17 protein-coding genes and 8 pseudogenes are annotated in these 26003 nt (G+C 66.4%); 9 read left to right on the top strand and 16 right to left on the bottom strand.

What is annotated here, in order from left to right; all coding sequences use genetic code 11:
- Positions 1-30: 30 nt before the first annotated feature.
- Positions 31-1079 (bottom strand): annotated as a pseudogene (locus ACPEE0_RS20880) (EamA family transporter).
- A gap of 71 nt (positions 1080-1150) precedes the next feature.
- Between ACPEE0_RS20880 and ACPEE0_RS20875 the strand changes: the two are divergent.
- On the top strand, positions 1151-1696 hold the full coding sequence (locus tag ACPEE0_RS20875) for a CGNR zinc finger domain-containing protein (RefSeq protein WP_009357071.1): 546 nt from the start codon (positions 1151-1153) through the stop codon (positions 1694-1696).
- A 27-nt stretch (positions 1697-1723) separates the two neighbouring features.
- Here ACPEE0_RS20875 and ACPEE0_RS20870 read toward each other — a convergent pair whose 3' ends face one another.
- From ACPEE0_RS20870 to ACPEE0_RS20860, 3 genes and pseudogenes are all read right to left on the bottom strand, one after another.
- The gene (locus ACPEE0_RS20870) at positions 1724-2080 is read right to left on the bottom strand and encodes a hypothetical protein (protein ID WP_133350384.1); all 357 of its coding nucleotides are present in this window, start codon (positions 2078-2080) and stop codon (positions 1724-1726) included.
- Between the two features lie 104 nt (positions 2081-2184).
- Positions 2185-2775 (bottom strand): DUF308 domain-containing protein, encoded by a 591-nt coding sequence (locus tag ACPEE0_RS20865; protein WP_354176167.1) that lies wholly within the window; start codon positions 2773-2775, stop codon positions 2185-2187.
- Positions 2776-2829: 54 nt separating this feature from the next.
- Positions 2830-4181, bottom strand: a pseudogene (locus ACPEE0_RS20860) (MATE family efflux transporter).
- A 117-nt stretch (positions 4182-4298) separates the two neighbouring features.
- Here ACPEE0_RS20860 and ACPEE0_RS20855 point away from each other — a divergent pair.
- The 4 genes and pseudogenes from ACPEE0_RS20855 (at position 4299) to ACPEE0_RS20840 (ending at position 10598) form a co-directional block, all read left to right on the top strand.
- The gene (locus ACPEE0_RS20855; RefSeq protein WP_009357074.1) at positions 4299-4733 is read left to right on the top strand and encodes a DoxX family protein; all 435 of its coding nucleotides are present in this window, start codon (positions 4299-4301) and stop codon (positions 4731-4733) included.
- Positions 4734-5083: 350 nt separating this feature from the next.
- The gene (locus ACPEE0_RS20850) at positions 5084-7030 is read left to right on the top strand and encodes a GDSL-type esterase/lipase family protein (protein ID WP_424575197.1); all 1947 of its coding nucleotides are present in this window, start codon (positions 5084-5086) and stop codon (positions 7028-7030) included.
- Between the two features lie 632 nt (positions 7031-7662).
- Positions 7663-9476, top strand: a pseudogene (locus ACPEE0_RS20845) (rhamnogalacturonan lyase); the annotation flags it as partial.
- A gap of 102 nt (positions 9477-9578) precedes the next feature.
- Complete coding sequence (locus tag ACPEE0_RS20840) at positions 9579-10598, top strand: acyl-CoA thioesterase (RefSeq protein WP_009357076.1); 1020 nt, start codon at positions 9579-9581, stop codon at positions 10596-10598.
- Between the two features lie 12 nt (positions 10599-10610).
- Here ACPEE0_RS20840 and dnaB read toward each other — a convergent pair.
- A pseudogene (gene dnaB, locus ACPEE0_RS20835) lies at positions 10611-11990 on the bottom strand (replicative DNA helicase); the annotation flags it as partial.
- A gap of 662 nt (positions 11991-12652) precedes the next feature.
- Here dnaB and ACPEE0_RS20830 point away from each other — a divergent pair.
- Both ACPEE0_RS20830 and ACPEE0_RS20825 read left to right on the top strand, forming a co-directional pair.
- Positions 12653-12937: a hypothetical protein gene (locus ACPEE0_RS20830; protein ID WP_009357078.1), complete on the top strand. Its 285-nt coding sequence runs from the start codon at positions 12653-12655 to the stop codon at positions 12935-12937.
- Positions 12938-12950: 13 nt separating this feature from the next.
- Positions 12951-13520, top strand: coding sequence for a hypothetical protein (locus ACPEE0_RS20825; protein ID WP_009357079.1), 570 nt, complete (start codon positions 12951-12953; stop codon positions 13518-13520).
- Positions 13521-13529: 9 nt separating this feature from the next.
- Here ACPEE0_RS20825 and ACPEE0_RS20820 read toward each other — a convergent pair whose 3' ends face one another.
- The 3 genes and pseudogenes from ACPEE0_RS20820 to ACPEE0_RS20810 form a co-directional block, all read right to left on the bottom strand.
- Complete coding sequence (locus ACPEE0_RS20820; RefSeq protein ID WP_009357080.1) at positions 13530-13853, bottom strand: zf-TFIIB domain-containing protein; 324 nt, start codon at positions 13851-13853, stop codon at positions 13530-13532.
- A gap of 59 nt (positions 13854-13912) precedes the next feature.
- Positions 13913-14539, bottom strand: coding sequence for an FMN reductase (locus ACPEE0_RS20815; protein ID WP_009357081.1), 627 nt, complete (start codon positions 14537-14539; stop codon positions 13913-13915).
- A 103-nt stretch (positions 14540-14642) separates the two neighbouring features.
- Positions 14643-15491: pseudogene (locus ACPEE0_RS20810) on the bottom strand (PhzF family phenazine biosynthesis protein).
- 57 nt (positions 15492-15548) lie between these two features.
- On the opposite strand from ACPEE0_RS20810, the gene ACPEE0_RS20805 reads away from it, so the two are divergent.
- Entirely contained in the window at positions 15549-15971 is a 423-nt protein-coding gene (locus tag ACPEE0_RS20805) for a DUF1801 domain-containing protein (RefSeq protein ID WP_407710249.1), read from the top strand.
- A gap of 70 nt (positions 15972-16041) precedes the next feature.
- Here ACPEE0_RS20805 and rplI read toward each other — a convergent pair.
- From rplI to ACPEE0_RS20780, 5 genes and pseudogenes are all read right to left on the bottom strand, one after another.
- Positions 16042-16491: pseudogene (gene rplI / locus ACPEE0_RS20800) on the bottom strand (50S ribosomal protein L9); the annotation flags it as partial.
- Positions 16492-16508: 17 nt separating this feature from the next.
- Positions 16509-16748, bottom strand: a complete 240-nt coding sequence (rpsR, locus tag ACPEE0_RS20795) for a 30S ribosomal protein S18 (RefSeq protein WP_003800144.1) — start codon at positions 16746-16748, stop codon at positions 16509-16511.
- Positions 16749-16873: 125 nt separating this feature from the next.
- Positions 16874-17446: a single-stranded DNA-binding protein gene (locus ACPEE0_RS20790; RefSeq protein ID WP_009357084.1), complete on the bottom strand. Its 573-nt coding sequence runs from the start codon at positions 17444-17446 to the stop codon at positions 16874-16876.
- Between the two features lie 73 nt (positions 17447-17519).
- Positions 17520-17825: a 30S ribosomal protein S6 gene (gene rpsF, locus ACPEE0_RS20785; protein WP_015939036.1), complete on the bottom strand. Its 306-nt coding sequence runs from the start codon at positions 17823-17825 to the stop codon at positions 17520-17522.
- A 280-nt stretch (positions 17826-18105) separates the two neighbouring features.
- A complete protein-coding gene (locus ACPEE0_RS20780) occupies positions 18106-19524 on the bottom strand; it encodes an amino acid permease (RefSeq protein WP_424575196.1) in 1419 nt (472 codons plus the stop codon).
- A 475-nt stretch (positions 19525-19999) separates the two neighbouring features.
- On the opposite strand from ACPEE0_RS20780, the gene ACPEE0_RS20775 reads away from it, so the two are divergent.
- Positions 20000-22693, top strand: a complete 2694-nt coding sequence (locus tag ACPEE0_RS20775; RefSeq protein WP_424575195.1) for an AAA family ATPase — start codon at positions 20000-20002, stop codon at positions 22691-22693.
- A gap of 22 nt (positions 22694-22715) precedes the next feature.
- Here ACPEE0_RS20775 and ACPEE0_RS20770 read toward each other — a convergent pair.
- The 3 genes and pseudogenes from ACPEE0_RS20770 to ACPEE0_RS20760 all read right to left on the bottom strand — a co-directional run bounded on the left by ACPEE0_RS20770 (position 22716) and on the right by ACPEE0_RS20760 (position 25975).
- Positions 22716-24019, bottom strand: a pseudogene (locus ACPEE0_RS20770) (M18 family aminopeptidase).
- 51 nt (positions 24020-24070) lie between these two features.
- Positions 24071-24764: pseudogene (locus ACPEE0_RS20765) on the bottom strand (response regulator).
- Positions 24761-25975, bottom strand: coding sequence for a sensor histidine kinase (locus ACPEE0_RS20760; RefSeq protein WP_424575194.1), 1215 nt, complete (start codon positions 25973-25975; stop codon positions 24761-24763). Before ACPEE0_RS20760 ends, ACPEE0_RS20765 begins: the two are co-directional and overlap by 4 nt.
- Positions 25976-26003: the final 28 nt, after the last annotated feature.

The raw sequence follows: 26003 nt of genomic DNA, 5'->3' as shown, positions 1-26003 counted from the left end.
CCTCGCGGCTGCCGGCTGCTGCTGCCCGGCCTAGGGGACGGGTTCGACGTCGTTCGCGTGCTCCAGCGGGGACGGCGCCTTCGGTTCGGCTTCCCCGCCAGGCCCCGCCTCTGTTTCCGCGGCCGGGGCGCGCAGTTCATCGAGCCGCACCAGGATGACGCCGCCGACGATCAGCACACCGCCCAGCAGCTGGATGGCACCGGGCAGTTCGCCCAGCAGGAGCCAGGCCCAGACCACGGCGAAGAGCACCTCGGTGAGCGAGACGAAGGACGCCACCTTGGAGCCGAGGGCACGGGCAGCCATGATGCCTGAGACGTAGGCGAGCACTGTCGCCAGGACCACGAGGCCGGCGAGGGAGACCCACCAGGGGCAGCCCATCCCCCGAGCTTCGTGTCTGCCGTGCTGAACGCCATGGGCAGCAGGCCGGTTGCGCCGGCCAGCCACATTACCGCTGCACCCACCATCAGGCCGCCCGAGGCCAGCACGATGGGCGGCAGGGTGTCGTTCTCCTTGGCGGTGATGAAGAAGTACATGGCCAGGCAGACCGCTGCGGCAATCCCCCAGAGGACGCCCACGGGATCCACCTTCACGGCGCCGGTGAGGTCCAGGACCAGCACCAGGCCGGCCAGGGAGAGCAGGGTTCCGCCGAGCGTCAGCGCGCGCGGACGCTTCCGGCTGGCAGCCCAGAGCCAGAGGACGATCAGGACGGGCGCCAGATACTCCAGGAGCAGGGCGACTCCCACGGACAGCCGGGCCACCGCATTGAAGTAGAACAGCTGGCAGGCCGCCACCCCGATCAGGCCAAACAGGAGGATGGTCAGCCAGTTGTCCCGCAGCTGGTGCCAGCGTCCACGCAGGGCAAGGACGGCGGGGATGGCAAGGATCAGGGCGGCGCCGGTCAGCCGGAGCGTCACGGCCGCTCCCGTAGACCAGCCGGTTTCCAGCAGGGCTTTAGCGAACGAGCCGGAGGTTCCAAAGACGGCGGAGGAAAACAGCGCGACGCCAAGTCCGGAGGCCAGGAATCCCCGGCCGGCCGCCGGGGCCACGCGGCTGCGGGGTTGGTTGTTGGCGGCAGGCACCGTCGCCTCCTGTCAGGAGTAAAGTGGGGTATTGGTCATGACAGTACCCGTCTGCACTGTAAGGAGTCAAGATGGTTTTTGCCCCTGACACCGAGGTGGCGCTGCGCTCCGTGGTGGGCCTGATTAATTCGGCGGCGAACGGACGGGAAGGGCTGGCTGCCCAGGCGGACCTTGATGCCTTCCTGGAAGCCGAGGGATTTACCGGCTCAAGGACCAGGGATGCCGCGGAACTGGACAGCGTCCGCGCACTGCGGCGCGAGCTCACCCTGCTCTGGACCGCGGATGAGGACACGGCCGTGGAAATCGTGAACCGGCTGCTGCGCGAGGCAAAGGCCCTGCCCCAGCTGGTCAAGCACGATGGCTGGGACTGGCACCTTCATGCGTCGGTGCCCGAAGCGCCGCTGGCCGACCGGATGAGCACCGAAGCGGCCATGGCCCTGGCGGACGTGATCCGCGGCAAGGAGATGGACCGGCTGCGAACGTGCGAGGCGGAGGACTGCGACGCTGTTGTCCTTGACCTCACCCGGAACAGGTCCAAGCGCTACTGCGATACCGGGAACTGCGCCAACCGTGCACATGTGGCCGCCTACCGGGCGCGGCAGGCGGCAGCGGGCTGACCGGGTGGAAGTCGGCCCGCAGGCGGGTCAGCGCTCCGCTGGTCCTTCAGGGCCGGCGTCGGAGGCGGGCGGGTTGGCGGCGCCCGGCCCGAAGCCATGGGAGGGCTTCTTGGCTGAGCTGAGGTTGATGCCGGAGCCCTTGCCCAGGTGCTCGGCGTTTTCCTTGTAGCTCATGGACAGCATGGCCGCGATGACCAGGGTGACGATGAAGGCGATGCCGGCGCCGGTGAGCGCGAGGTCGAAGCGGGGCGTCTTGGCGCTGCCGCCCGAGGCGAAGATGAGTACCGCCATGAAGGTGACGACGGCCCAGAACGCGGAGAACATCAGCGGCCCCTTCACCGAGGTCCGCAGCCTGCGCGGTTTTCCTGGATGCTGGTCTGCCACTGTAAGTCCTCCCTGCAGGCGGCATGCCGGCCGTCCTGGTTTAGGTGATGTGCTGGTGCGCCCGGCCCAATTTTCTACGAGGAGTAGAACCGCGCCCTCCTAGTTTACGGCTTGCGGGCACCGGTCCGGGCATCGTGCCTTAGCGTCAGGCCGGAGAGCACCCACAACACGCCGGAAATAATGGCTCCACCGCCGGCCACTCCCAGCAGGGCGTGGGCGCCGAGGCTGATGAAGAAGGGCAGGACGGCGGCGGTTCCGAGGCCAATGATGCCGGACGCGACCCAGTCCCGGGCCAGGACGTGCCGGCGGCGCTGGCGGAGGCCGCACCACAGCTCAAGGGCCCCGGCGGCGCCCAGGCCAAGGGCCGCCACAACGGCGAACAGCAGGTCGCCGTGCAGCAGCACCAGCGCGAAACCGGCACCGGTCAGCACCGAGCCGGCTGCGGAGAGGAGTTTGCCGGATGCGGACTCCCGCGGGAAACCCGTGGCCGGCGCACCCCAGAGGGTTACGATGCCGGTGCCCAGCAGGTACAGCCCGCCGGCCCAGCCCATGACTTCGATAGAGGGCGAGGGCCAGAAGATAGTCACGGCACCGAACACCAGCGCAGCCGCCGAGCGGAGCAGGACCGGCTTCCAGAGGTCGGACTGGGGAGCGGCTTCGGGAGCGGCGCCTGCGGGGGTAAGTGGTTGCGTCACCGGACCAGTTTAGTGGGGAGCGCTTCGCCGCGTATCGAGGGCCGGTCGCAACAGTCAGGCCGAGCCCAGGACCATCCACCGGTCCGACCGGGCCCGGAGGCCCAAAGTCACTGCCCGGGCAGCCATGTAGCCCACCGCGAAAGCGGCCCAGAGCCAGCCCAGGCCTGCTCCACCGGCAGCGCCGGACCAGGCGACGGCGGCCAGCAGGGGCAGATCGACGGCGAGGTTCACCAGTCCCGCCAGCGCCAGGTACCTGGCATCCCCGGCACCAATCGGCACCCCGTCCAGGACGAAGACATACCCGGCGACAGGCTGGCCGGCGGCAACAATCCACAGGGCAACAGCCAGGACGGACTGCACTTCCCGGTCGGACGTGAAGAGTGCCCCACCCAGGGTGCCACCGCGGCCAGCAGCAGGCCGGTCAGCACGCCGAAGCCGATGCCCCAGCGGATCATCGTCCGCGTGAGCTCGCGCGCCTTGGCGGCATTGCAGGCCCCCAGCTCCTTGCCGATCAACGCCTGGGCGGCAATAGCCAGCGCATCCAGGGCAAAAGCCAGGAACGAAAAGATTGTCATCGCCAGCTGGTGCGCTGCAAGGTTCACGGCGCCCTGCGCGGTCACCACCAGCACCGTCACCAGGATGGCTGCGCGCAGGCTCAAGGTCCGCAGCATGAGCCACGACCCCACTTTGGTCATGCTCCGGATCCCGCGCCAGCTGGGGAGGAGGCTGACCCCGTGCCGGACGGCGTTGCGCCGGACCATCACCACATAGACGCAGGCCATGGCCCACTGCGCGACGCTGGTCCCAACCGCTGAACCGGTGACCGACCAGCCCAGGCCGTAGACCAGCCACAGGTTCAGGACAATGTTGATCCCGAAGCCTGCGGTGGCAACCACCAGCGGCGTCCGCGTATCCTGCAGGCCGCGGAGGACGCCGGTGCCCGCGAAGACCAGGAGCATGGCCACCAGTCCCGGCATGGACCAGCGAAGGTAGTTCACCGCGAAGGTGCGGACCTCCCCTTCCGCGCCCATCAACCCGATCAGCGGCTCAGCCGCCACGAAGCCGGCCACCGCAAGGACCACACCCAGCAGCAATGCCAGCCACACGCCGTCGCGCCCGGCCGCCAGGGCCTTGCCCAGCTGCCCCTCGCCGATGGCACGGGCCACCGCCGGGGTTGTTGAGTAGGCCAGGAACACCATGAGCCCGACGGCGGTGTGCAGCACAGCCGATGCCAGCCCCACGCCGGCCAGCTGCTCCACCCCCAGGTGCCCCACGATGGCGGAGTCAGCGAGCAGGAACAGCGGTTCGGCCACCAGAGCGCCGAAGGCGGGGACGGCGAGGCGGAGGATTTCCCTGCCGTTGCTCCGGCGGGTTGCCGCGGGAAGGGGGGCTGAAAGTTGGGGCACCGTGCCAGCTTAACCGGGAGACTCATTGCCGCGTCTTCGGACGCACCTGCATGACAAAGCCCACACTTCGCGCCACATAGTTGACTCTTCAACTATTCCTCCTGAAGACTGGAAAGCATGAACCAGCCCCGACTTACCACTACTGCCCTCACCACCCTGCGCATCGTCCTCGGCTTTCTCTTCGCAGCCCATGGCTGGCAGAAGTTTTCCGAATGGACTATCGCCGGCACCCAGGCCTCCTTCGCCAAGATGGGCGTGCCCGCAGCAGAGATCGCAGCCCCGGCAGTGGCCGTGCTCGAACTCGCCGGTGGCATTGCCCTGATTCTGGGCATCCTCACCCGGGTGGTTGCCGCCCTCCTGGCCCTCGACATGCTGGGCGCACTCTTCCTGGTGCACGCGTCCGCGGGTGTCTTTGCCGCGAACGGCGGCTTCGAACTGGTGCTGCTGCTGGCAGCGGCCGCCTTCGCACTGGCGCTCACCGGAGCCGGCCGCCTTTCGGTGGACCGGGCCCTCTTCGGCCGCGGCAATTCCAAGCTGGCTGTCCTCGCGTAACAGAAACTCGGAAAGCCAGCGCCCGACGGCGGCCGCGCACTCTGGGCCCGGCCGCCGTCGGGCATTTAACCAAACGGATCTGATGCCATTTACCAACAAATTCGAACAGCAAATATCACTATCGCGCGGGAAAGATCGGGAAAACGCTTGCCCTTCCCCCCGGCAAGCTGATAAACCATGGTGAGTGCAACGTGCGAGCTGCATCACCCGCACCCAGGTCTCAGCCTCTTCACCGGTTCCCTTTCGGGATCCACCTTCGATTGCAGCAAGCACCCTTCAGCGGACGCGCTGCTTTTGAATCGTTACAACCGACCGGGCTGCGTTGCCACCGCTCATCGAAGGAGATGTCCGTGAACCAACCCCCGCAACCCATCCCTCCCACCCTGGAAGACCCGCCGCGCCGACGACGGCTGGCCGCTTCCGGTGCCAGGGCTGCCACTGCAGCCATCGCCTCGGCGGCGATAGCCTTCACCGGCCTTCCCGCCGTCCAGGCGGACACTGCCCTGCCGCCTGCGGGAAGCGGATTCAAGTTCGACTTTGGTCCCGGTGCTACGGCCGCCGGCTACACGCACGTGGATGCAGGCACGCAGTACTCCGCAGCAGGAAAGTTCGGCTTCACGGACACCTCAGCCACCTCCGGGGCGGACCGCGGCACCGGCGACGCCCTGCGTTCGGACTTTGTCCAGGCCCAGGGCAGCACCTTCCTCGTGGACCTTCCGAACGGCGATTACACCGTCAAGCTGATAGCGGGCGATGCCACGGAAGCAACCAACATCGCCATCACGGCCGAGAAGATGGCCAAGGTCCAGCTCACGGACAAGCCTGCCGGCCAGTACCTGGAAATGGAGTTCCCCATTTCGCTGGTGGACGGCCAGCTGAACCTCGACTTCAGCGGCACGGCCGCCAAGATCAACTCGCTGGTCATCGCTGCGCGGGCCCCCCGCACCGCCACCACCGATCCCGGCGTCTACCTTGCGGGCGACTCCACGGTCCAGACCTACGATCCCGGCTACGTCCCGCAGGCAGGCTGGGGCCAGATGATCGACCGCTACTTTGACGGCGCCGTGACCTTCCGCAACCACGCCATCGGCGGACGGAGCTCCAAGAACTTCATCAGCCAGGGGCGCCTGGACGAAATCCTCCGCGTCATCAATCCCGGCGACTACCTGATGGTCCAGTTCGGCCACAATGACGCCACTATCGGCGTGGATGACCGGTACGCGTCGCCCGCCGACTACAAGGAGTACCTCCGCACTTACGTCCACGGTGCCCGCCAGCGCGGTGCGACCCCCATCCTGGTGACGCCGGTGGGCCGCCGTGACTACGACGAGGCCACAGGCAAGTTCCGCGTCAGCTTCCCCGAATACGTCGCCAAGATGCAGGAGCTTGCCGCAGAGGAAAGCGTGCCACTGGTGGACCTCTCCGCTTCCAGCCGTGCGTACTACGACCAGATCGGCCCCGAGGACACCAAGTCGGTCTTCCTCCACGTCGATGCCGGCGTCTACCCCAACCGGCCCACCGGCACCGTGGACAACACCCACTTCCAGGAGTACGGCGCCATCCAGATCGCCCGCCTGGTCGCAGGCGGGGTGAAGGGCCTGAACCTGCCCCTGGCCACGCGCGTCCGCGAGGTGGCGCCGCCGTCGTCCGTTCCCGCCAAGCCGCAGGGCCTGGTGGCGGGCAGCATCTCCAATGCCGGGGCACTGCTCAAGTGGCAGCCGGTGGAAGGTGCCGACATCTACAAGGTGTACCGCAAGCTGGCGGACGAGCCGGATACCGCCTACAAACTCGCCACTACCGCCACTGTTCCCACCGCCAACCTGGCCGGTCTTGCCGAAGGCACGGCCTACAGCGTGCGGGTGGCCGCCATGAACGGCAAGGGCCTGTCCGAGCCCAGCGACGCCCTGGCCCTGACCACCAAGAAGGCGAAGTACAAGTTCGACTTCGGTCCGGTGGGGGCGCCGGTGGAAGCCGGCTACACCGAGGTGAACCGGACCATGGCGTACACGCCGGAGCGGACGTTCGGCTTCAAGGACACCTCCGTCCTCAGCGACCGCGACCGCGGCGCCGTGACCAGCAACCTCCTCCGGGACTTCGTCCTGAGCGGCAGCAGCTTCGAATTCCGGCTGGACGTCCCCAACGGCACCTACGCACTGAAGACGTACCACAGCGACTGGATCGGCTCCACCCGGACGGACGTTGCTGCCGAAGGCATCCCGTTCGGCCAGGTGTCCTCCGGAAAAGAATCCTCTGCCACCAAGATCATCAACCAGGTCTGGTCTCCGACGGACAGCTGAACCTGGCCATCAGCGGATCGGGCCAGCGGCTCAACGGCCTGGAGGTCACCCCGCTGCTGGTGGGGCCCACCAACCTGCGCACCACCGCCGTGAACGCCGCAGGCGACCCCGCCACCGTGGATCTGGCCTGGGATCCGGTGGACGACGCCGCGAGCTACAAGGTTTTCCGCCAGGCCTCTTTTGAGGCCGACCCGCAGCTGGTGGCCGATCACGTGACGGCTCCGGCCTTCCAGGACACCACCGCTTTCCCGGGGCTCACGTACAAGTACTTCGTGACGGCGCTGGACAGCACCGGCCTCGAGTCGGTCCGCTCCAACACCGCGGAGACCGCGCTGGTTGACCCCGCGACCCCGGTCCCCGCAGCCACCGGCAAGGTTGACATCAAGGCAGTGGAGAAGACCAGTGTGACCCTCAAATGGCAGAAGGTGGCCGACGCCGCCGCCTACCAGGTCTACCGCTCCACTTCCCTGGACGGTCCGTTCGAGTACGTCGGCCGCGCCACGGAAGTGAACTTCACCGACTACACCGTGCTGACCACCATCAAGTACTACTACCGCGTGATCACCGTCAACAAGGGCGGTGAGTCCGCCCCCTCCCCCGTGATCGGCACGGAGAAGGTCACGGTGGTCAACCGGCAGATGGAGCAGATTGACCGTGCTCCCGTGGCGCTCCTGACCGAGGGCGGTGTACGACTAGGCTGGCGCATGCTGGGCCTGGACCCGGAGCAGATCGGGTTCCATGTGATCCGCGACGGCGTACAGCTCACCGGGGAGCCCATCCGCAACAGCACCACCTTCCTTGACCTGGCGGGGACGGCTGCTTCCCGCTACGCCATCAAGGCCGTTGGTGCCGGTGCCGACCAGCTGACCGCGGAGTTCACGCCGCTGGCGCAGGACTACCTGGCGGTGAAGCTGGACAAGCCGGCTGACGACTACACCAAGGACGGGCAGCCCTACACCTACTCCGCCGGTGACGCGAGCGTCGCGGACCTGGACGGGACGGCACGTACGAAATCATCCAGATGTGGTCCCCGTCCAATTCCAAGGACAACTCGCAGGCGGGCTACACCGGCACCGTCTACGTGGATGCCTACCGGATGGATGGCACCAGGCTCTGGCGGATCAACATGGGACCGAACATCCGTGCCGGCGCGCACTACACCCAGCTCCTGGCATACGACTTCGACGGCGACGGCAAGGCCGAGGTGGCCATGAAGACCGCGGACGGAACCCGTGACGGCGCCGGAACGGTCATCGGCAACGCCGGCGCCGACTACCGCAACAGCAGCGGCTACGTGCTCACCGGCCCGGAATTCCTCACCGTCTTCCATGGTGCCACCGGCACCGTGATGGACACCGTGGCCTATGACCCGCCCCGCGGGGATGTGGGGGCATGGGGAGATACCTACGGCAACCGCGTGGACCGGTTCCTGGGTGCCGTGGCCTACCTGGACGGGGAGCGCCCGTCCATGATGTTCAGCCGCGGCTACTACACCCGTGCAGTCCTGGCGGCGTACGACCTTGTGGGCGGCAAGATCACCAAACGCTGGATCTTCGACTCTGACGCCAGCGGCACGCAGTACCGCGGGCAGGGCAACCACAACATGTCCGTCGCCGACGTGGACGCGGACGGCAAGGACGAGTTCGTCTTCGGTTCCATGACGATCGACGACAACGGCAAGCCGCTCTACACCACCGGCCTGGGCCACGGCGACGCCATCCACACCAGCGATTTCGACCCGTCCCGCCCGGGGCTGGAGACCTTTGCAGCCCACGAGGACATGGGATCCAGCGGCAACCGGGGCGCCACCTTCCGCGACTCGAAGACCGGTGCGGTCCTGTGGAGCATCCCTGCCGTGAAGGACACCGGCCGGGCGGCGATGGGCGACATCGATCCCCGGCACCCCGGCGCCGAGGGCTGGGCCATCGGCGGGGACGCCGCCTGGAACTCCCCCGTCGGCCAGCTCCGCTCCGCCAAGGGGGAGCTGATCGCCGAGAAGATTCCGGCCGCCAACTTCCTGGCCTGGTGGGACGGGGACCTGCTCCGCGAAATCGTCGACCACGACTGGGACGCCACCACAAGCACCGGCACGCCCAGCATCGCCAAGTGGAACTGGCAGGCCGCAGCAAGCGAACGGCTGCTGACCGCAACCGGCGCAAAGTCGAACAAAAGCACCAAGGGAACGCCTGCCATCCAGGCCGATCTGCTGGGTGACTGGCGGGAGGAAATTGCCTGGCCTTCTGCTGACAGCACCGAGCTGCGGATCTACACCACCACGGCGGGCACGGACGTCCGGCTCCGGACCCTGATGCACGATCCGGTGTACCGCCTGTCGGTGGCGCGGGAGAACGTCTCCTACAACCAGCCGCCGCACCCGGGCTTCTTCATGGGTGTTGGAATGGAACTTCCCGCCCAGCCGGATATCGTGTACACCTGGGCCGGCTAGGGGATTCCCGCAATGCTGCCCCGCCCGCCTTTCCGGCGGGCGGGGCAGCGTTGTGTTTCACCCCAACCCGCCGGTAACCCGGGGCGTCAGTATGATCGCACCATGACTGCGACCGGCACTTCGAACTCCGTGACCCTGCGCTTCCTGGCCGCCCCCACGGATGTGGGCCACAGCGGCTCCGTGGACGCGGGGACAGTCCTGGAGTGGGTGGACAAGGCCGCCTATGCAGCGGCGGTGGGCTGGGCCAAGTCCTACTGCGTCACCGCCTACGTCGGAAACATCCATTTCGCGGACCCCGTCAACAGCGGCGACATGGTGGAGGTGGAAGCCACCATCGTCTACACCGGCCGGTCCTCCATGCACATCCGCACGGTGGTTTCCTCCGGCGATCCCAAGGGCGGGCCCGCCACCATGCGCAGCCAGTGCATGGTCATCTTCGTGGCGGTGGGCGAGGACGGCAAACCCATCCCCGTTCAGCAGTTCGAGCCCGCCACGCCTGACGAGATCGAGCAGCGGGACCACGCCCTGGCCCGGATCAAGGTCCGGGAACAGATCGTGGAAGCTATGAACCGGCAGGAATATACCGATGCGGGTACGGCCGAGCGGGTGACCCTGCGGTTCATGGCGGCCCCCACCGACGTGAACTGGGGCGGCAAAGTCCACGGCGGCATTGTGATGAAGTGGATCGACGAGGCCGCCTACGTCTGCGCGTCCCGCTACTGCGGCAGGGACACAGTTGCGGTGTTCTCCGGCGGCGTCCGCTTCTACCGGCCGCTGCTGATCGGGCATGTGGTGGAGGTGGAGGCCCGGTTGGTCTACACCGGGACCAAGGGCATGCACATTGCCGTCCACGTCCGGTCCGGCGACCCCAAGGGCGGTGAGCTGAACCTCACCACCTACTGCCTCACCGTCATGGTCGCCCGCGACGCCGAGGGCAACTCCGTGCCGGTCCCCGCCTGGGTGCCAGTCAGCGATGAGGACAAGAGGCTGCACGCGCATGCGCGCGAGCTGCTGGAGATCCGGGGCACCGCCCCTGGAAACCGGCTGCCGAACCACCTGCTTGGACAGGCCGGGGCACGCCGCGCGGCCGGACAGGACGCCGGGCAGGCTGCTCCGGCCTGACGCCGCAGCTGAGAAGCCGCCGCCGCCGGCGTCGGCCGCCATGTTCGCGAACCGCGAGTAGTGGCCCTGGAAGGCGACCACAATGTCCTTCGTGGGGCCGTTACGGTGCTTGGCCACCAGGATGTCCGCTTCGCCGGCGCGCGGTGATTCCTTGTCGTAGACGTCCTCACGGTGGAGCAGGATCACCATGTCGGCGTCCTGCTCAATGGACCCTGACTCTCGAAGATCCGAAACCATGGGGCGCTTGTCCTGCCGCTGTTCAGACCCACGGTTGAGCTGGGACAGGGCAATGACGGGCACTTCGAGTTCCTTGGCGAGCAGCTTGAGCGCACGGGAGAATTCGGACACTTCCTGCTGGCGGGACTCCACTTTCTTGCCGGAGCTCATGAGCTGCAGGTAGTCCAGGATGACGAGCTTGAGATTGTGCTGCTGCTTGAGGCGCCGGCACTTTGCCCGGATTTCCATCAGGGACATGTTGGGGCTGTCGTCGATGAAGAGCGGAGCGTCGTTCATCCGGCCCATCGTGGTGGCGATCTTGGACCATTGCTCGTCCTTGATGGTTCCCTTGCGGAGGTCCTGCAGGCCGATGGTGGCTTCGGCCGAGAGGAGACGCATGGCGATCTCGTTGCGGCCCATTTCGAGAGAGAACATGACGGTTGCCAGATTGTTCTTGATCGCCGCGGAACGGGCGAAGTCCAGGGCGAAGGTGGACTTACCGACGGCGGGGCGGGCAGCGATCACGATCATCTGGCCCGGGTGGAGGCCGTGGGTGAGTTCGTCAAGCTCGTAGAAGCCCGTGGGGACACCGGTCATGCCCTCACCGCGGTGGCCGGACGCCTCAATCTCGTCCACGGTGGACTCCATGACGTCCTTGAGCACCACATAGTCCTCGGCGGTCCGGCGCTCGGCCACCGCGTAGACCTCGGCCTGCGCCTGGTTGACCAGCTCCTCCACCTCGCCGTCGGAGCCATAGCCCAGCTGGACGATCTTGGTGCCGGCATTCACGAGGCGCCGCAGGACGGCGCGTTCGGCCACGATCTCGGCGTAGTACCCGGCATTGGCCGCCGTGGGAACGGTCTGGATCAGTTCATGGAGGTAGGCCGGGCCGCCGATCCTGTTGATCTCGCCACGTTTTGTCAGCTCGTCCGAGACGGTCACTGCGTCCGCGGGCTCACCCCGGCCGTAGAGGTCAATGATGGCTTCGTAGATGGTTTCGTGGGCCGGACGGTAGAAGTCCTGGCCCCGGAGGATCTCAACCACGTCGGCAATGGCATCCTTGGACAGCATCATGCCGCCAAGAACCGACTGCTCGGCGGCGATGTCCTGGGGAGGCTTTCGGCTTGAGTCTGATCCGCGGGTAGTTTCCACCGGGTCCAGTTGCGCGATTGACAAAGCTGCCGTCCTCCATTTGTACCGGGACATGGATTGCCCGGTGGTTACTGTCCTGTCTGAGGCTCACCCGGAAAAGTCCGTGCCCAGCCACCTGTCCAGTTCTACCGGCGGGGTCCGACAATGCTGCCGCCACCCCGAAAGCACATGATCCGGGAGTTATCCCCACTGTCCACAGGTTTTCCACAGAGGCCTCTCCTGAGGACAGTCATGGGCCGCGGCGTGGAGTGTGAACACCCGGCTGCCGGAGCCATTTCCTGCCCTCACAACAGGTACTCCGCTACGCTAGCCCCCCGAGCCCCGGCCGCAAAGCCGGAAGGCCTGGGCGGCTGTGGATAACCTGTGCACTAAGCGGCATAGCTTGTGCACAGCCTGTGTGAAAGCCTGTGGAAAGAAAAAAAACTTTTGCCTGCTATCGGGCTCTGACCTGCGGAAACAGCACATTAAGACTGTGGAGTAAATATTTCTTCTGTGGAATTTCATCCACAGGGTCTTTCCCTTCCGCTGGGCCAGGGGGTGGCTAAACGGCTCAAGTGACCCATGCCATGGGCAGGGAGTGGGACTTCTCATATTCCCCTGCAGCGACTGCGACGAATGCCAGCCACGCTGTATGCGCACGCGTGAATATTGCTGTGGATAACGTGGATCTGGCATAAGCTCTAAGTATGGGCGAACTGCTGCTGGTGCTTCTGCCGGCAATTGTCCTGGTGGCGCTCATCTGGGGTCTCTTCACGGCTCTGAGCCCGCGGGACTCCGGCATCTCCGACGCGGAAAAATACCAGCGCGACCTTGCCGAACGCTCAGCCCGGCATTACGCAGCCCAGGTTGAAGCGGCAACCGCCGCCCGCGCCCGGCTGGAGGCGAAGACGCGCCCCAGCCAAAACGCGCAGCAGCATATCCAGCAGCAGGACGCAGGCAAACAGATCTGGCACCGGCCAGGAAACATATAGAAGGCTAAGAACAATGGAATCGCTTGTGGTCCCGGTCCTCATCCTCCTGGCCGTCGTGGCAGGAGTGATGCTTGCCATGCGCGCCTTGGGTAAGCGCAAGGCAGCACATCCGGCCGCGACTCCGCAGCCCGCGGCGACCTCAGCCGAGCTGGCCCGAGCAGCGGCAGCCAAGCTCTCGGAGGACGAGCACCGCCGGCTCTATGCCCTGATCGCGCAGGGGCAGGCCATGGCAGCCATCAAGCTTTACTACGAGGCCACCGGCGACGGTTTGCGCGCCTCCCGGGATGCGGTGGGTGCACTGGCCGCCCACCCGCAGCCCTACCGGAGCACGGAAGCAGCCGGCCCGGAGCCCGACGAGGACGACGACGAGCCGCAGCGGTTCCCCTACCGCTACCGCGCCATTGCGAGCAAGGGCGACGTCACCCGCGAGGTCAGCAGCAACATGCTTAACGACGAGATCTACGGCAGGATCCGCACCCTGGCACGGAATGGTGACAGGGAGGCGGCCGCGATGGCATTGACCCGCCACTCGGACATCTCCATGAAGCAGGCCCGGGAATTCATCGAGCTGCTGGACGATTAAGGCCCCGGCTTAGAAATCGAACAGCTCCCCCAGCCAGCCTTCCTTCTTCTTGTGCCGGCGGTCGTAATCCCGGTCATAGCCCTGCTTGCCGTACTTCCGGTCATCGTAGCGCGGTTGCTCACGCCCCGGCTGGAAGTTGGGATAGAGCGGGGGCGGCGTAGGACCTGACGCGGAGGGTGCAGGCCGGGCAGGCGCCGTGCCTGGCATCAGCTCCGCGGCCCGGTCCAGGATCTTGTCCAGCTCGCCTCGGTCCAGCCAGACCCCGCGGCACTGCGGACAGTAGTCAATTTCCACCCCGCTGCGCTCGGTCATCAACAGGTCCACGGCATCCACAGGGCATTTCATATCCCGCACAACGACCGGCTGTCCCCGAAAGTTCGCTCCGGTCCGCGTCAGCGGTTCCCGGAGATGCCAGCCAGCAGCTGCTCGAAGGGGAGCGACTGCATCGGGGCAGGCTTGCGGCCGGGCTGGGTGCCGGTCAGCAGCCCGGCGAACTCGCCGGCAGCGCGGTCAATCCGGCCCGCGAGCGAGGAACCGCCGTCGTCCACCGTTCCCCAGTCCTGCGGCCCGGCAAAGACGCCTGTGGCGGTGATCCGCGTGCGCAGGTAGCTGAACAGGGGACGCATGGCGTGGTCCAGGACCATTTGGTGGCGGTCCGTACCGCCCGTGGCACCCAGCAGCACTGCCTTGCCGTCCAGCGACTTGGGGTCCAGAACGTCGATGAATGACTTGAACAGGCCGCTGTAGGACGCGCTGAATACGGGGGTTACGGCGATCAGCCCGTCGGACGCCTCCACGCCGGCAATGACTTCCGCCAGCCGGGGAGCGGCGTAACCGGTCACGAAGTTGTTGGCAATGTCCACCGCGAGGTCGCGGAGCTCCACGACGTCCACCGTCACGTCGTAACCGGCGGACGAGAGCTGCCGCTCCGCGGACGCCGCCAGCTGGTCAGCCAGCAGGCGGCTCGACGACGGGACACCGAGTCCAGCGGAAAGAACTGTGATGCGGCGGGTTTCCATGGCATATCTCCTGTTGATCGTTCATTCACCATACATGCATTTGCATCTACATGGTGAACGGCCGGCCTCCCGTGGGTATTCCCGTTGCCAGGTGCGCCCGAAGCTACAGGAGTACCTCGCCGCGGATGCAGGTGCTGGAGTGCCCGCCGATCCACGTTTCGCCGCCCCCGGCTTTGACGTGGATGCGTCCGGCACGGCCGAGGACTGTCCCTGTGCGGCCACGTATTCCTGCGGGGCCCTGCCGCTTGCCATCAACCATTGCGCTGCACCCGCATTGAAGCTGCCGGTAACGGGATCCTCCACCATGGCATCCCCGGGAATGAAGGTGCGCACCTCAAAGTCGGCATCCGCACCCGGCCCGTGCGGGGCCACAACACCCACTTTCAAATCCCCCATGAGCGCCAGATCGGGCTCCAGCGCAAGCACCTGCCCTGCAGAGGCAAGCAGCACGCCGATCCATTCCGGCCCGTTTACCAGCCAGGAAGCGTCAAGGATGTCCTCCGGCGCCAGGCGGAGTGCCGCCGCCAACTGCCCCTGGTGGGTCCATCCACCGGCCCGAAGCGTGTCAGCGGCGGAGCAGCGAAGGCCAGCCGGCCGCCGTCGTGCTTTATGTGGACCAGACCCGCCCCGCACTCCTGCACCACGCTGCCGGGCGTCTTTGGAACTCCACCGGCCTCCAGCCAGGCGTGGGCCGAGCCCAGCGTGGGATGCCCGGCAAACGGAAACTCCTCGCTGCCGGTGAAGATCCGGACCCGGTAGTCGGCGCGGGGATCGGTGGGGGCAGCAGGAACGTGGTTTCGGACAAATTGGTCCAGTTGGCGAAGTGCTGCATCTGGCCTCCGGTGAGGCCTTCGGCATCAAGGACAACGGCAAGCGGGTTGCCCCGGTACGCCCGTTCCGAAAAGACGTCAACCTGGTGGAAGGGGCGCGGCCGGATGGGTTCGATAGTCACCGCTGCATGCTAGCAGCACTGCTGGCATGGCACTGGGGCGTCTGCGAGACTACGTCCATGACGGAGAACAAGACGATGCCCACGGGCGTCCCGGTGGAGGAGTTCCTGGCGTCAGTAGAGCATCCCGGCCGGCGGACTGATGGTTACGAACTACTGGCACTCATGCGGGAGGCCACCGGGCAGGAGCCCGTGATGTGGGGTCCCAGCATCGTGGGCTTCGGCAGGTACCACTACCGGTACGGCAGCGGCCGGGAGGGTGACTCCGCCGCCGTCGGATTCTCGCCCCGCAAGGCCAGCCTCGCCCTGTACGGCCTGACGTACGGCCCGGAAGCCAAGGCGCTGCTGGAGAGATTGGGCAAGCACAAGACAGGCGCTGCCTGCCTGTATATCAACAGGCTGGACGACGTGGACAGGGACGTTCTCACCCGGCTGGTCCGCAGCGGGTACCGGCACGTCATGGCAGAACTGCACAGCCCCTGAAACCCAATTGAAAGACCCCCGCTGCCGGAATCCGGCAACGGGGGTCTTTCCAGGTGCAGTCAGGGACTGACTTGCCTGCTACTACGTCGAGTTCGATCACAGCAGCAACGTCGTCGTGCAGACGGACGTTGGCCTGGTAGGAACCGACCGACTTGATGTGGACGGGCAGTTCAACCTTGCGCTTGTCGATGCTGCCCAGGCCTGCGGCCTCAACAGCGTTGGCGACGTCGGCCTGCTTGACCGTGCCGAACAGGCGTCCGGTTTCGCCGGCCTTGACGACGAGCTGAACCGGCTTGGACTGCAGTGCAGCGGCCTGCTTCTGAGCGTCTTCCAGGGAAGCGTGCTCGCGGGCGGCGCGGGCAGCCTTGATGGACTCAACCTGCTTCTCGCCACCCTTCGACCAGGTCAGGGCGAAGTTGCGGGGCAGCAGGTAGTTACGTGCGTAACCGTCCTTGACCTCGACAACGTCGCCAGCAGCACCGAGACCGGTTACTTCGTGGGTCAGAATGAGCTTTGCCATGTTAGTTAATCCCTTCCTTAGCCGCGGCCAGCGCCGGAGTAAGGCAGCAGAGCAACTTCGCGGGCGTTCTTGATTGCCTGTGCGATCTTGCGCTGTTCCTGGACCGTGACGCCGGTGACGCGACGGGCGCGGATCTTTCCGCGGTCGGAGATGAACTTGCGCAGCAATGCTACGTCCTTGTAGTCGATGACAGTGATGTCAGCGGCCTTCAAGGGGTTGGACTTTGGTTTGGGCTTACGGAGTTCAGCCTTAGCCATCGTGGAGCTCCTATTCTAGGGAGCCCGTGGATGTTGATCCACGGGATGGTGGTGGTCCGGCGGCGGCATCCGCACAGGTGTCGAAGGCACTTTCTGCGGTCCCGGCGTCGGGCCTTTATTGGTTGTTAGAAGGGAGGTTCGGAATCGGGGCCGTTGCCCCAGCCGCCCGCGTTGGAGACGCCGGGCGTGGCCCAGGGGTCATCCTGCGCAGCCTGCTGGTTGCCGCCGCCCCAGCCTCCACCGGAGTTGCCGCCCTGGCTTCCGCCAGAGTTGCCGCCTCCGAAGCCACCGCCGCTGTTGCCGCCACCAAAGCCGCCGCCCTGACCGCCGGAGCGCTGGGTGCGGTTGACCTTGGCATTGGCGTAGCGCAGGCTGGGGCCGATTTCGTCGACCTCGAGCTCGATAACGGTGCGCTTTTCGCCTTCTTTGGTTTCGTAGGAACGGCTCTTCAGACGGCCGGTAACGATGACGCGCATGCCCTTGGTAAGGGACTCGGCCACGTTTTCGGCTGCTTCACGCCAGACGGCGGCGCGGAGGAACAGGGTTTCCCCGTCCTTCCACTCGTTGGACTGGCGATCAAAGGTGCGCGGGGTGGAAGCGATGGTGAAGTTCGCTACTGCCGAACCGGACGGTGTGAACCGCAATTCCGGGTCATTGGTGAGATTACCGATGACCGTAATGGTGGTCTCGCCTGCCATCTACTGCCTCCTTGTTCGATCCTGGGTGAAGAGTTCGTTTCCTGCGGGGTAAAGAATGAAGATCGGTGCTGAATTACTCAGCAACAACCTTCTGCTCTTCGGGGCGGGTGATCTTGGTGCGCATGATGGTCTCGTTAAGAGACAGCTGGCGGTCAAGTTCCTTGGCGGTTTCCGGCTTGGCGGTGAAGTTCACCACGGCGTAGATACCTTCGGACTTCTTCTTGATGTCGTAAGCCAGACGGCGACGGCCCCAGATGTCAACCTTTTCGATGGTTCCACCATCGTTGGTGATGACGTTCAGGAACTTCTGAAGCGACGGCTCAACGGTACGCTCTTCGACCTCGGGGTCGATGATTACCATCAATTCGTAAGGACGCATATGTGAACCCACCTCCTTTGGGCTAAGCGGTTACGGCATTTCCGTAACAGGAGGTTCATTTGCGATGCAGTGCCGTGGCCAGCCACCGGAACGGGGCGGGACGCAGCACAGACTTCACTATCTTAGTGCATTTGGAACGTATAGGCGATTCGCGCTTGACTTCGAGCCTAGCCCCCGTGCGCCACCCGGCGCAGGACGGATGCTCCTATGTGGAAAACCGCCCGCCCGGGAGCCGAGGCGGCTTCCGGGCGGGCGGTCCGTTGGACACTCGGGGCGGGAATTACGACGCCGGGCCTGCCGTGGCAGGGACTTCGCGGTCTTCGTCGGCGTCCCCGGCCTGGGCGGAGGCCGGGCCGGACTTGCGGTAGCGCCACACGCCCACAGCCACTACAACGGCTGCCAGTGCCACGGACAACAGCAGGGACTCGCGGGTGGATTCCAGGATGACCATGCCCACCACCAGGGCCACGATGCTGGCGATGGCCAGCCAGGTCAGGTACGGGAACAGCCACATCTTCAGCGCCAGGTCCTTGCCGGCAGCGCCCATCCGCTTGCGGAGGATCAGCTGGGAGGATGCGATCACCAGCCACACGAACAGCGCAATGGCACCGGAGGTGTTGACCAGGAACAGGAAGACGGTGTCCGGGGCGATGTAGTTCAGGCCCACAGTCACGAACCCAACCACAGTGGAGGCCAGCACGGCGGAGGCGGGCACGCCGCGGCGCGAGATCTTCGTCCAGGACGCGGGGGCGTCACCGCGCTTGGACAGCGAGAAGAGCATGCGGCTGGCGGTATAAAGGCCGGAGTTCAGGCAGGACAGCACTGACGTCAGGACCACAACGTCCATGATGGTGCCGGCGCCGGGAATGCCGAAGAGTTCGATCACGGCAACGTAGGGGCTCTTGGCCACGCTGGCGTCGTTCCAGGGCAGCAGGGTGACCACGATGGCGATCGAGCCGATGTAGAAGACCAGGATTCGCCACACTGTGGACTTCACGGCCTTCTTGACCGCATCCACCGGGTTCTCGGATTCGCCGGCAGCGATGGTGGCAATCTCGGCGCCGAAGAAGGAAAAGACCACAACCAGGATGCCGGCCAGGACAGCACCTGCGCCGTTGGGCATGAACCCGCCGTTATCCACGAGGTTGCTCAGGCCGGGGGCAGGGACACCCGGGACCAGCCCAAGGATTGCCGCGGCACCGAAGAGCAGGAACAGCACGATCGCGGCGACCTTGATCGAGGCGAACCAGAACTCGAACTCGCCGTAGGACTTCACGGAGCCAAGGTTGGTCAGCGTCAGCAGGACCATCAGGATCAGCGCCCAGATCCACTGGTCGATACCGGGCACCCAGCGGTGCATGATGGCGGCACCGGCGGTGGCTTCGATGCCGAGCACGATGATCCAGAACCAGGCGTAGAGCCAGCCGATGCTGAACCCCGCCCAGCGGCCGAGCGCCTTGTCCGCATAGGTGGAAAAGGAACCGGTCTCGGGGTTGGCCGCAGCCATTTCACCGAGCATGCGCATCACCAGGACCACCACGATGCCGGCCGCCATGTAGGCAACCAGGATTCCGGGGCCGGCCTGCTGGATGGCGGCACCGGAACCAACGAAGAGGCCAGCGCCGATGACGCCGGCGATCGCGATCATGGAAAGGTGCCGCGGCTTGAGCGACTTGGCTAACTGCTGGTCAGCGGGCATGGTGCGCCGTCCTTTGGGTCATTGCGGAATGGATGGAGGCCGGACGCCGGCGTCAGGGGGCTGGCCGGTGCCGTTCAACGCTGCATCCAGTGTGGTGGGTCACAGGGTTTTTCCAACCCTAAGCGTGGCGCGGGAAGGGGCGTCATGTGCAGCCGCACAGATGGCCGGAACCGGATTCAGATCTTCTCACAGGTGGGAGCAGCAGGAGTAATCAAAAGGTATTTCAGGGGAAACGTTGAAACGCAGCGGAAATCACACGGAGTCAATCTTGAGCCAATCCAGCGGATATCTGCATGGTGCCCCGTGACGGGGCGGCGTTATATTCACTTCTACGGCTGGGTACCGTGCTGGAGGCGTTGGGCCTGCAGCTTGCCGGACCTCCGGTTGCGGCCCCGTAACCGGCAGTGCGGCGGTCACTGTTGGAACGGATTGAAGCGAAAAGAAAGCGGTCTCCTTCTTCAGGGATGGGGACCCCATGTGCTTAATTGGCCGCAACAAGGAATTGGACCGGATCCGTTCGGCAGTCCGGGGTCCCAAGGAGACCGCCCTCACCATCAGTGGCGGGCACGGTGCGGGCAAGTCTGCCCTGCTTGCCGAAATCCCCACCCTGTCCGAACACCGCACCGTCTTCCTTACCGCCAGCGCAGCAGAGTCGGACTGGCCGTTCTCCGGCCTTACGGTGCTCCTCAACAGCATGGATGACCCGGTACTCAACGCAATCGCGGATGACGTCCTGCATGATGGCACACGGGCGCCCAGCATTCCCACGGTGGGCACCATGCTGCTCAACGGTTTGCACCAGCGGTCCTCCGCCCGGACGGTCATCGTGCTTGATGACGCGGACCAGCTGGATGCCGGCAGCCAGGCGGTCATCGGATTCATCAGCCGCCGGCTTGCCGGAACGGACATAGCGCTGTTCATAAGCGTGCGCGAGGACGTACCGGAAGGCCCCCTCGGCGGGCCGGCCGTCCTCCACCTTGGTCCCTTGAGCTACAGCGACACGGTGCGGATGCTGGAGGCCATACCCTCGCGCCACAGCACGACGGCGGCGGCCCACGCGGTTGCCGCGGCCAGCAAGGGAAACCCGCTGGCCGCCGTCGAGCTTTACCACCACCTCCTGGACCGTCAGGCGGAGGGAAAGTACGCCCTGCCTCTTCCGTTCCCCTGCAGTGCCAGCTTCGAAGCGGAAGCCGCCTCCGCCGTCGCCACGCTGACGGCTGGTGCACGCCAGATCCTGGACTTGCTGGCCCTGTCCCGGCGCACTGAGGTCACCTCTTTGGAAGGTATGGTCCCTGGGATGTGGTCCGGCGTGGATGAACTCCTTGCCGCCGGCCTGGTGACCCGGTCCGGGCCGCACCTGGGAATCCCGGACCAGTTGCTGCGGGGTTACCTGTTCTCGGCCATGACGCCCGCCGTGCGCGCGGCAGGCCACCATGCCCTCGCACAGGCGTCCGAAACGGCGGATCCCCACGCCCGCCGCTGGCACCTGAGCTTCACCGCGATGGAACGGCAAACTCCCTTCGGCCTCCTTCGCAGCGCCGTGGACCTCATCCAGGATGGGGATGTCCCCTTTGCCGTCGAGTGCATCGAACGGGCCCTCACCATCAATCCCTGGGAAGCGGAAACCGCTGCCCGCCTCACCACCGTTGCCGGGCTCATGTTCAACCGGGGCGAATTCGTGTACGCCAGGCGCTGCCTGGAGTGGGCGCAGCGGGTGACGCGGAACCCTGCCCTGGTGCTGCGGCTGACAGGCCTGGCGTTTGAAATCGAGTTCATCCAGGGCGGCTTTGTCCGGCCAAGCATGGTGCTGCGCCTGGTGAAGGAATTCGGCGGCCACGACCCGGGGTATGCGGCTAACCTGCTGGCGCTGGCTGCGCTCTACTTCGCCGAACGGTGGGAGCTCGATGATGCCACCGTGCTGCTGGAACAGGCCACCGGGTTCCGGGAATCCGCGACTGCTGAGTGCCTCGCAATCATCGAGCGGGCCAGGATGCTCGTCGCCTCCGCCAGCGGGGATACGGGCACCATCAGCCGGAAGCATGAGCCGGCGGGAAGCGTCAGGATGCTCAGCCTGCTGGTGCAGGGGCGGGCCCTCAGTTACGCGGAACGCTACGAACACGCCCGGGAGGCGTTCGCCCTGGTGCGGAGCTCCAGCGACGCCGGCAGCATCAACTGGCGCGAAACCGCAATGTACCTGGCAGCGGACAACGAAATCCGGGCCGGAAACGTCCGGGCCGCCGTCATGCTCATCGACGACCTGGAACGCCACGAGCCGGAGAACAAGTACCACCGCGGAATGCGGCACGTCTTCCGGGTCTGGCGGGCCCATGCCCTGGGCGACGAGGCAGGGGCACAGGCAGCCGCTTCGGAGGCACTCCGCCATGCAGGCTGCGAAAGCCATCCGGCCATCACTGCCCAGCTGGCCGCGTGGCAGGGGCACTTTGCGCTGCTCCGGGGTGACCTGGCCGAGTCCTTCGCGCAGCTGTCCCGGGCGGCCGAGATCGGAAAGACTTTCGGCAACCCCGCCCTGCTGCGGTGCGAGGCGGACCTGGTGGAGGTCCTCATCCGGCTTGGCCGCCACCGGGAGGCAACGCAGGCATTGGTCCGCCTGGAAAGCCGCTCCGTGGGACTGCGGTCGCCTTGGCTCATCATGGCGGTGGCGCGGAGCCGTGCCATGCTGGCCGACGGCGAGCAGTCGTTGCAGTTGTTCAGCCAGGCGCTGGAGGGCAGGGGCGGGCATGATTCAGTGCTGGAACGGGCACGGACGCTGCTGTGCTACGCGGAACGGCTGAACGCCTTTGGCCGCGTCCGGGCCGCACGCGACGCCCTGGCCCATGCCAAGGTGATGTTCGAGGAGAAAGGGGCTGTGGCCTGGAGCCAGCGCGTGGACGCGTTCCTTTTCCACGAGCTTTTGGAGCCCCCACGGCAGCAGGACAATCCTGCCATGCTCATGCTTGCGGACCATGAGCGGGCTTTGGCCAAGATGGTGGCACGGGGGATGCGCAACAAGGACATCGCTGCCACGCTCTATGTGTCGGTGCGGACCGTGGAGGTGCGGCTGACCTCCATCTACCGGAAACTCGGGGTGGAGTCGCGGGCGCAACTGACTGCCCTTGCCGCCGCCAGGGACGACGGCGCCGCAGCACCGTATGTGCTGCCGGTCCTGTAGCGGACTCCCCGGAAAGAAAAAGCTAGGCGGCAGTCCGGAAGAACAGCTCCGTGACGGTGGCCAGCCGGTGCGGGTCCTGCACGCCGCACAGCTCGCGGGCCGAATGCATGGAGAGCAGCGGCACCCCCACGTCCACAGTGCGGATGCCCAGCCGGGTGGCCGTCAGCGGACCGATGGTTGAGCCGCACGGAATGGCATTGTTGGATACGAACTCTTGGTACGGCACCCCGGATTCGGAACACAGCCGGGCCCAGAAGGCGGCACCAAAAGCATCGGTGGCATACCGCTGGTTCGCATTGATCTTCAACAGCGGGCCGCCATTGAGCACCGGCAGGTTGGCCGGGTCGTGCCGCTCGGGGTAATTCGGGTGGACGGCGTGGCCGGCATCGGCCGACAGGCAGAACGACGACGCCATCGCCTGCCGCCGCTGGCTCACCGAGGCACCGAGGCTGTCGGAGACGCGCACCAGGACGTCCTCAAGGATGGGCCCGCACGCACCGGAGCGTGAGTTGGAGCCGATCTCTTCATGGTCGAACGCTGCAAGGACGGCGACCGGCGCCCCCGGAGCGGCCCCGCCGGAGGCGTGGGCGACCAGCGCGGCAAGCCCCGCGTGCGTGGACGAAAGGTTGTCCAGCCGCCCGGACGCGAAGAATTCCCCTTGCCCCCGAAAACCGCGGGGGCCTGCGTGTCCGCAATGACGACGTCGTACCCGCCGATCCGTGCCGGGTCCGGGGCCTTCCCGGGCACGGACGACGCCAAAACGGCCAGCAGGTCGAAGTCCGCCGGATTCCCCAGCCCCCACACCGGGTTCATGTGCCGCTGTTTGTCCAGGGTCAGCCCCTCGTTGACGGCGCGGTCCAGGTGAATCGCCAGCTGCGGGAACCGGAGCAGGGGACCGGTGGCGGTCAGGTGCTCGGTGCCGTCCAGCATCACCAGCCGCCCCGCCAGCTGCAGCTCCCGGTCCAGCGGCGAGTTAAGGAGGGGACCGCCGTACACCTCCACGCCGGCCTGGAGCCAGCCGTGGGAGCCGGTGGTGGGCTTGGGCTTGAGCTTGAAGGACGGCGAATCGGTGTGCGCGCCGAGGATATTGAAACCGGTGGTGGGTCCCGCACCCTCCGGCACCACCCAGGCGATCAGGGCACCGTCCCGGATGATGAAGAACCGTCCCGGCCCGCCCTCCCACGGCTCCTGCTCATCCAGGCGCATGAATCCGGCATCCTCCAGCCGCCGGCCCGCCTCATGCGCCGCGTGGAAGCTCGACGGCGATGCGCTGACGTAAGCGCCAAGGTCCTGGATGTGCTCGGTGGCAGAGGATTCGAAAGGCATGGTTCCGAGTCTAGGGGGTGACGTTGAGCCCCGCCGTGTACCTTCCCTGGATCAGTAGTCCGGGTTGCTGGGGACCACCAGGCCCGTCTCATACGCATAGACGACGGCCTGGACCCGGTCCCGGAGGTGGAGCTTGGTGAGGATCCGCCGCACATGCGTCTTCACGGTGGCCTCGGAGAGGAAATACCGGTGGGCGATCTCCGCATTGGAGAGGCCCTCGGCCATCGCCCCGAGCATCTCCGTTTCCCGCGGCGTCAGCTCAGCCAGCAGGGGATCGGGCGCAGGGGCAGCGGGCACCGGCCGGCCGGCACCCCGCACATACGTTTCCAGCAGCCGCTGCGTCACACGGGGGGGCCACAACGGCGTCGCCGCTGGCCACCACCCGGACGGCGTGGATCAGGTCCTGCGGGGCCGCGTCCTTGAGCAGGAATGCGGACGCGCCCGCCTGCAGCCCGGCGAAGGCGTACTCGTCCACGTCGAACGTGGTGAGGATGATGACCCGGGCGCTGGAACCGGCCGCGGTGATCGCCCGGGTCGCCTCGATACCGTCCAGGACGGGCATCCGCACGTCCATCAGCACCACGTCGGGCTGGAGCTCTTTGGCCAGCTTCACGGCTTCCGCGCCATCGGACGCTTCACCCGCGATCCGGAGGTCCTCCTCGCCCTCCAGGATCAGGCGGAACCCCATCCGCAGCAGGGGCTGGTCATCCACCAGCAGGACGGTGATGGGCGCATTGTCTGTCATGCCTTGCCTTGCAGTTCGTACGGATGGGTTGGTGTTTCGGTGCTGCCGTCCCCCGGCCAGGAGAGGAGGGCGAGGACCCGCCAGCCGCGCCCGGTCCGGCCGGCCTCCACCGTGCCGGCGTAGATGCGGGCGCGTTCTGCCATCCCCGCCAGGCCCTGGCCGGTGCCGTAGGAGTCGCCGTGCGGGCCGCCCCCGTCATCCGGCGCCTGCCCCGGAACTCCCGCGCCGTCGTCGAGCACCTCGATGGTGACCGTTCCGTCCGAAACGGTGATGCTGACGTCCACCCGGGCCAGGGAACGTCCGTAGCGGAGCACATTCGTGAGCGATTCCTGCACGATCCGGTACACGGTGAGCTGGAAGGCGGCGTCATCGGGCAACGCGGGGCCACTGTGTAAATAGTGCAGCGGCAGGCCTGCCGTCCGGAAGCCCTCCAGCAGCTTGGCCAGGCTGTCGCCGGCGGCCAGCGGCAGGCGGGGTGCAGCCGCGCCGGCATCATCGCGGAGGACTCCCAGGACGCGCCGCATGTCCGCAAGGGCGGTCCGGCCTGTGCGGGACAGTTCGCCCAGCACCTCACCGGCCCGCTCGGGGCTTTTCCGGACCACGACGGCGGCACCGTCGGACAGGCTGACCATGACGGTCAGGGAGTGGGCGACGACGTCGTGCATTTCGCGGGCGATCCGGTTGCGTTCGTTCACGGAGGCAAGCTGCGCCGTACGGGCCGCCCACGCCGCCACCTCCTGTTCGTGTTCCCGCCGCTGCTTGACGCCGATGCCGATGCCGGTGGCAATGACGTTCGACAGCGCAATGGTGGCTCCGGTGGCAATGCTGGTCAGGAGGTGGAAATCCCCCGGATTGACCCCGTGGTCCTGGACAAACGAGTTCTCCATGGGTCCGACGGCGGCCAGCAGGTACAGGAGGGCAAGCGGTGCCGTGGCCACCGCCATGGTGATCAGCGCGAAGCGGCGCGTATGCACCACCGCCACGGCATAGAGCGAAAACCACAACCCGGCGGACGCATTGGAACCCCACGGGTGCAGCAGGGTGACTGCAACCTCCACCACCGCCACGAACGCCACCAGCCCCACCGGATGGGAGCGCCGCAGGAACATGGCGCCCGCCACCGCCACCAGCAGGGCTGCCGCGAGCCACGTGCCGGAGAGGACTGCATCAACCACCGTGGGCGCCACCAGCAGTGCATAGCTGGAAGCCACCAGCGCATCCATGATCCGCGGGTGCTGG

The sequence above is a fragment of the Arthrobacter sp. SD76 genome (genome assembly GCF_049726125.1).
Taxonomy (GTDB): domain Bacteria; phylum Actinomycetota; class Actinomycetes; order Actinomycetales; family Micrococcaceae; genus Arthrobacter; species Arthrobacter nitrophenolicus.
Note: the sequence above shows the minus strand (reverse complement) of the source record. Positions and strands in the feature narration are given on the sequence as shown.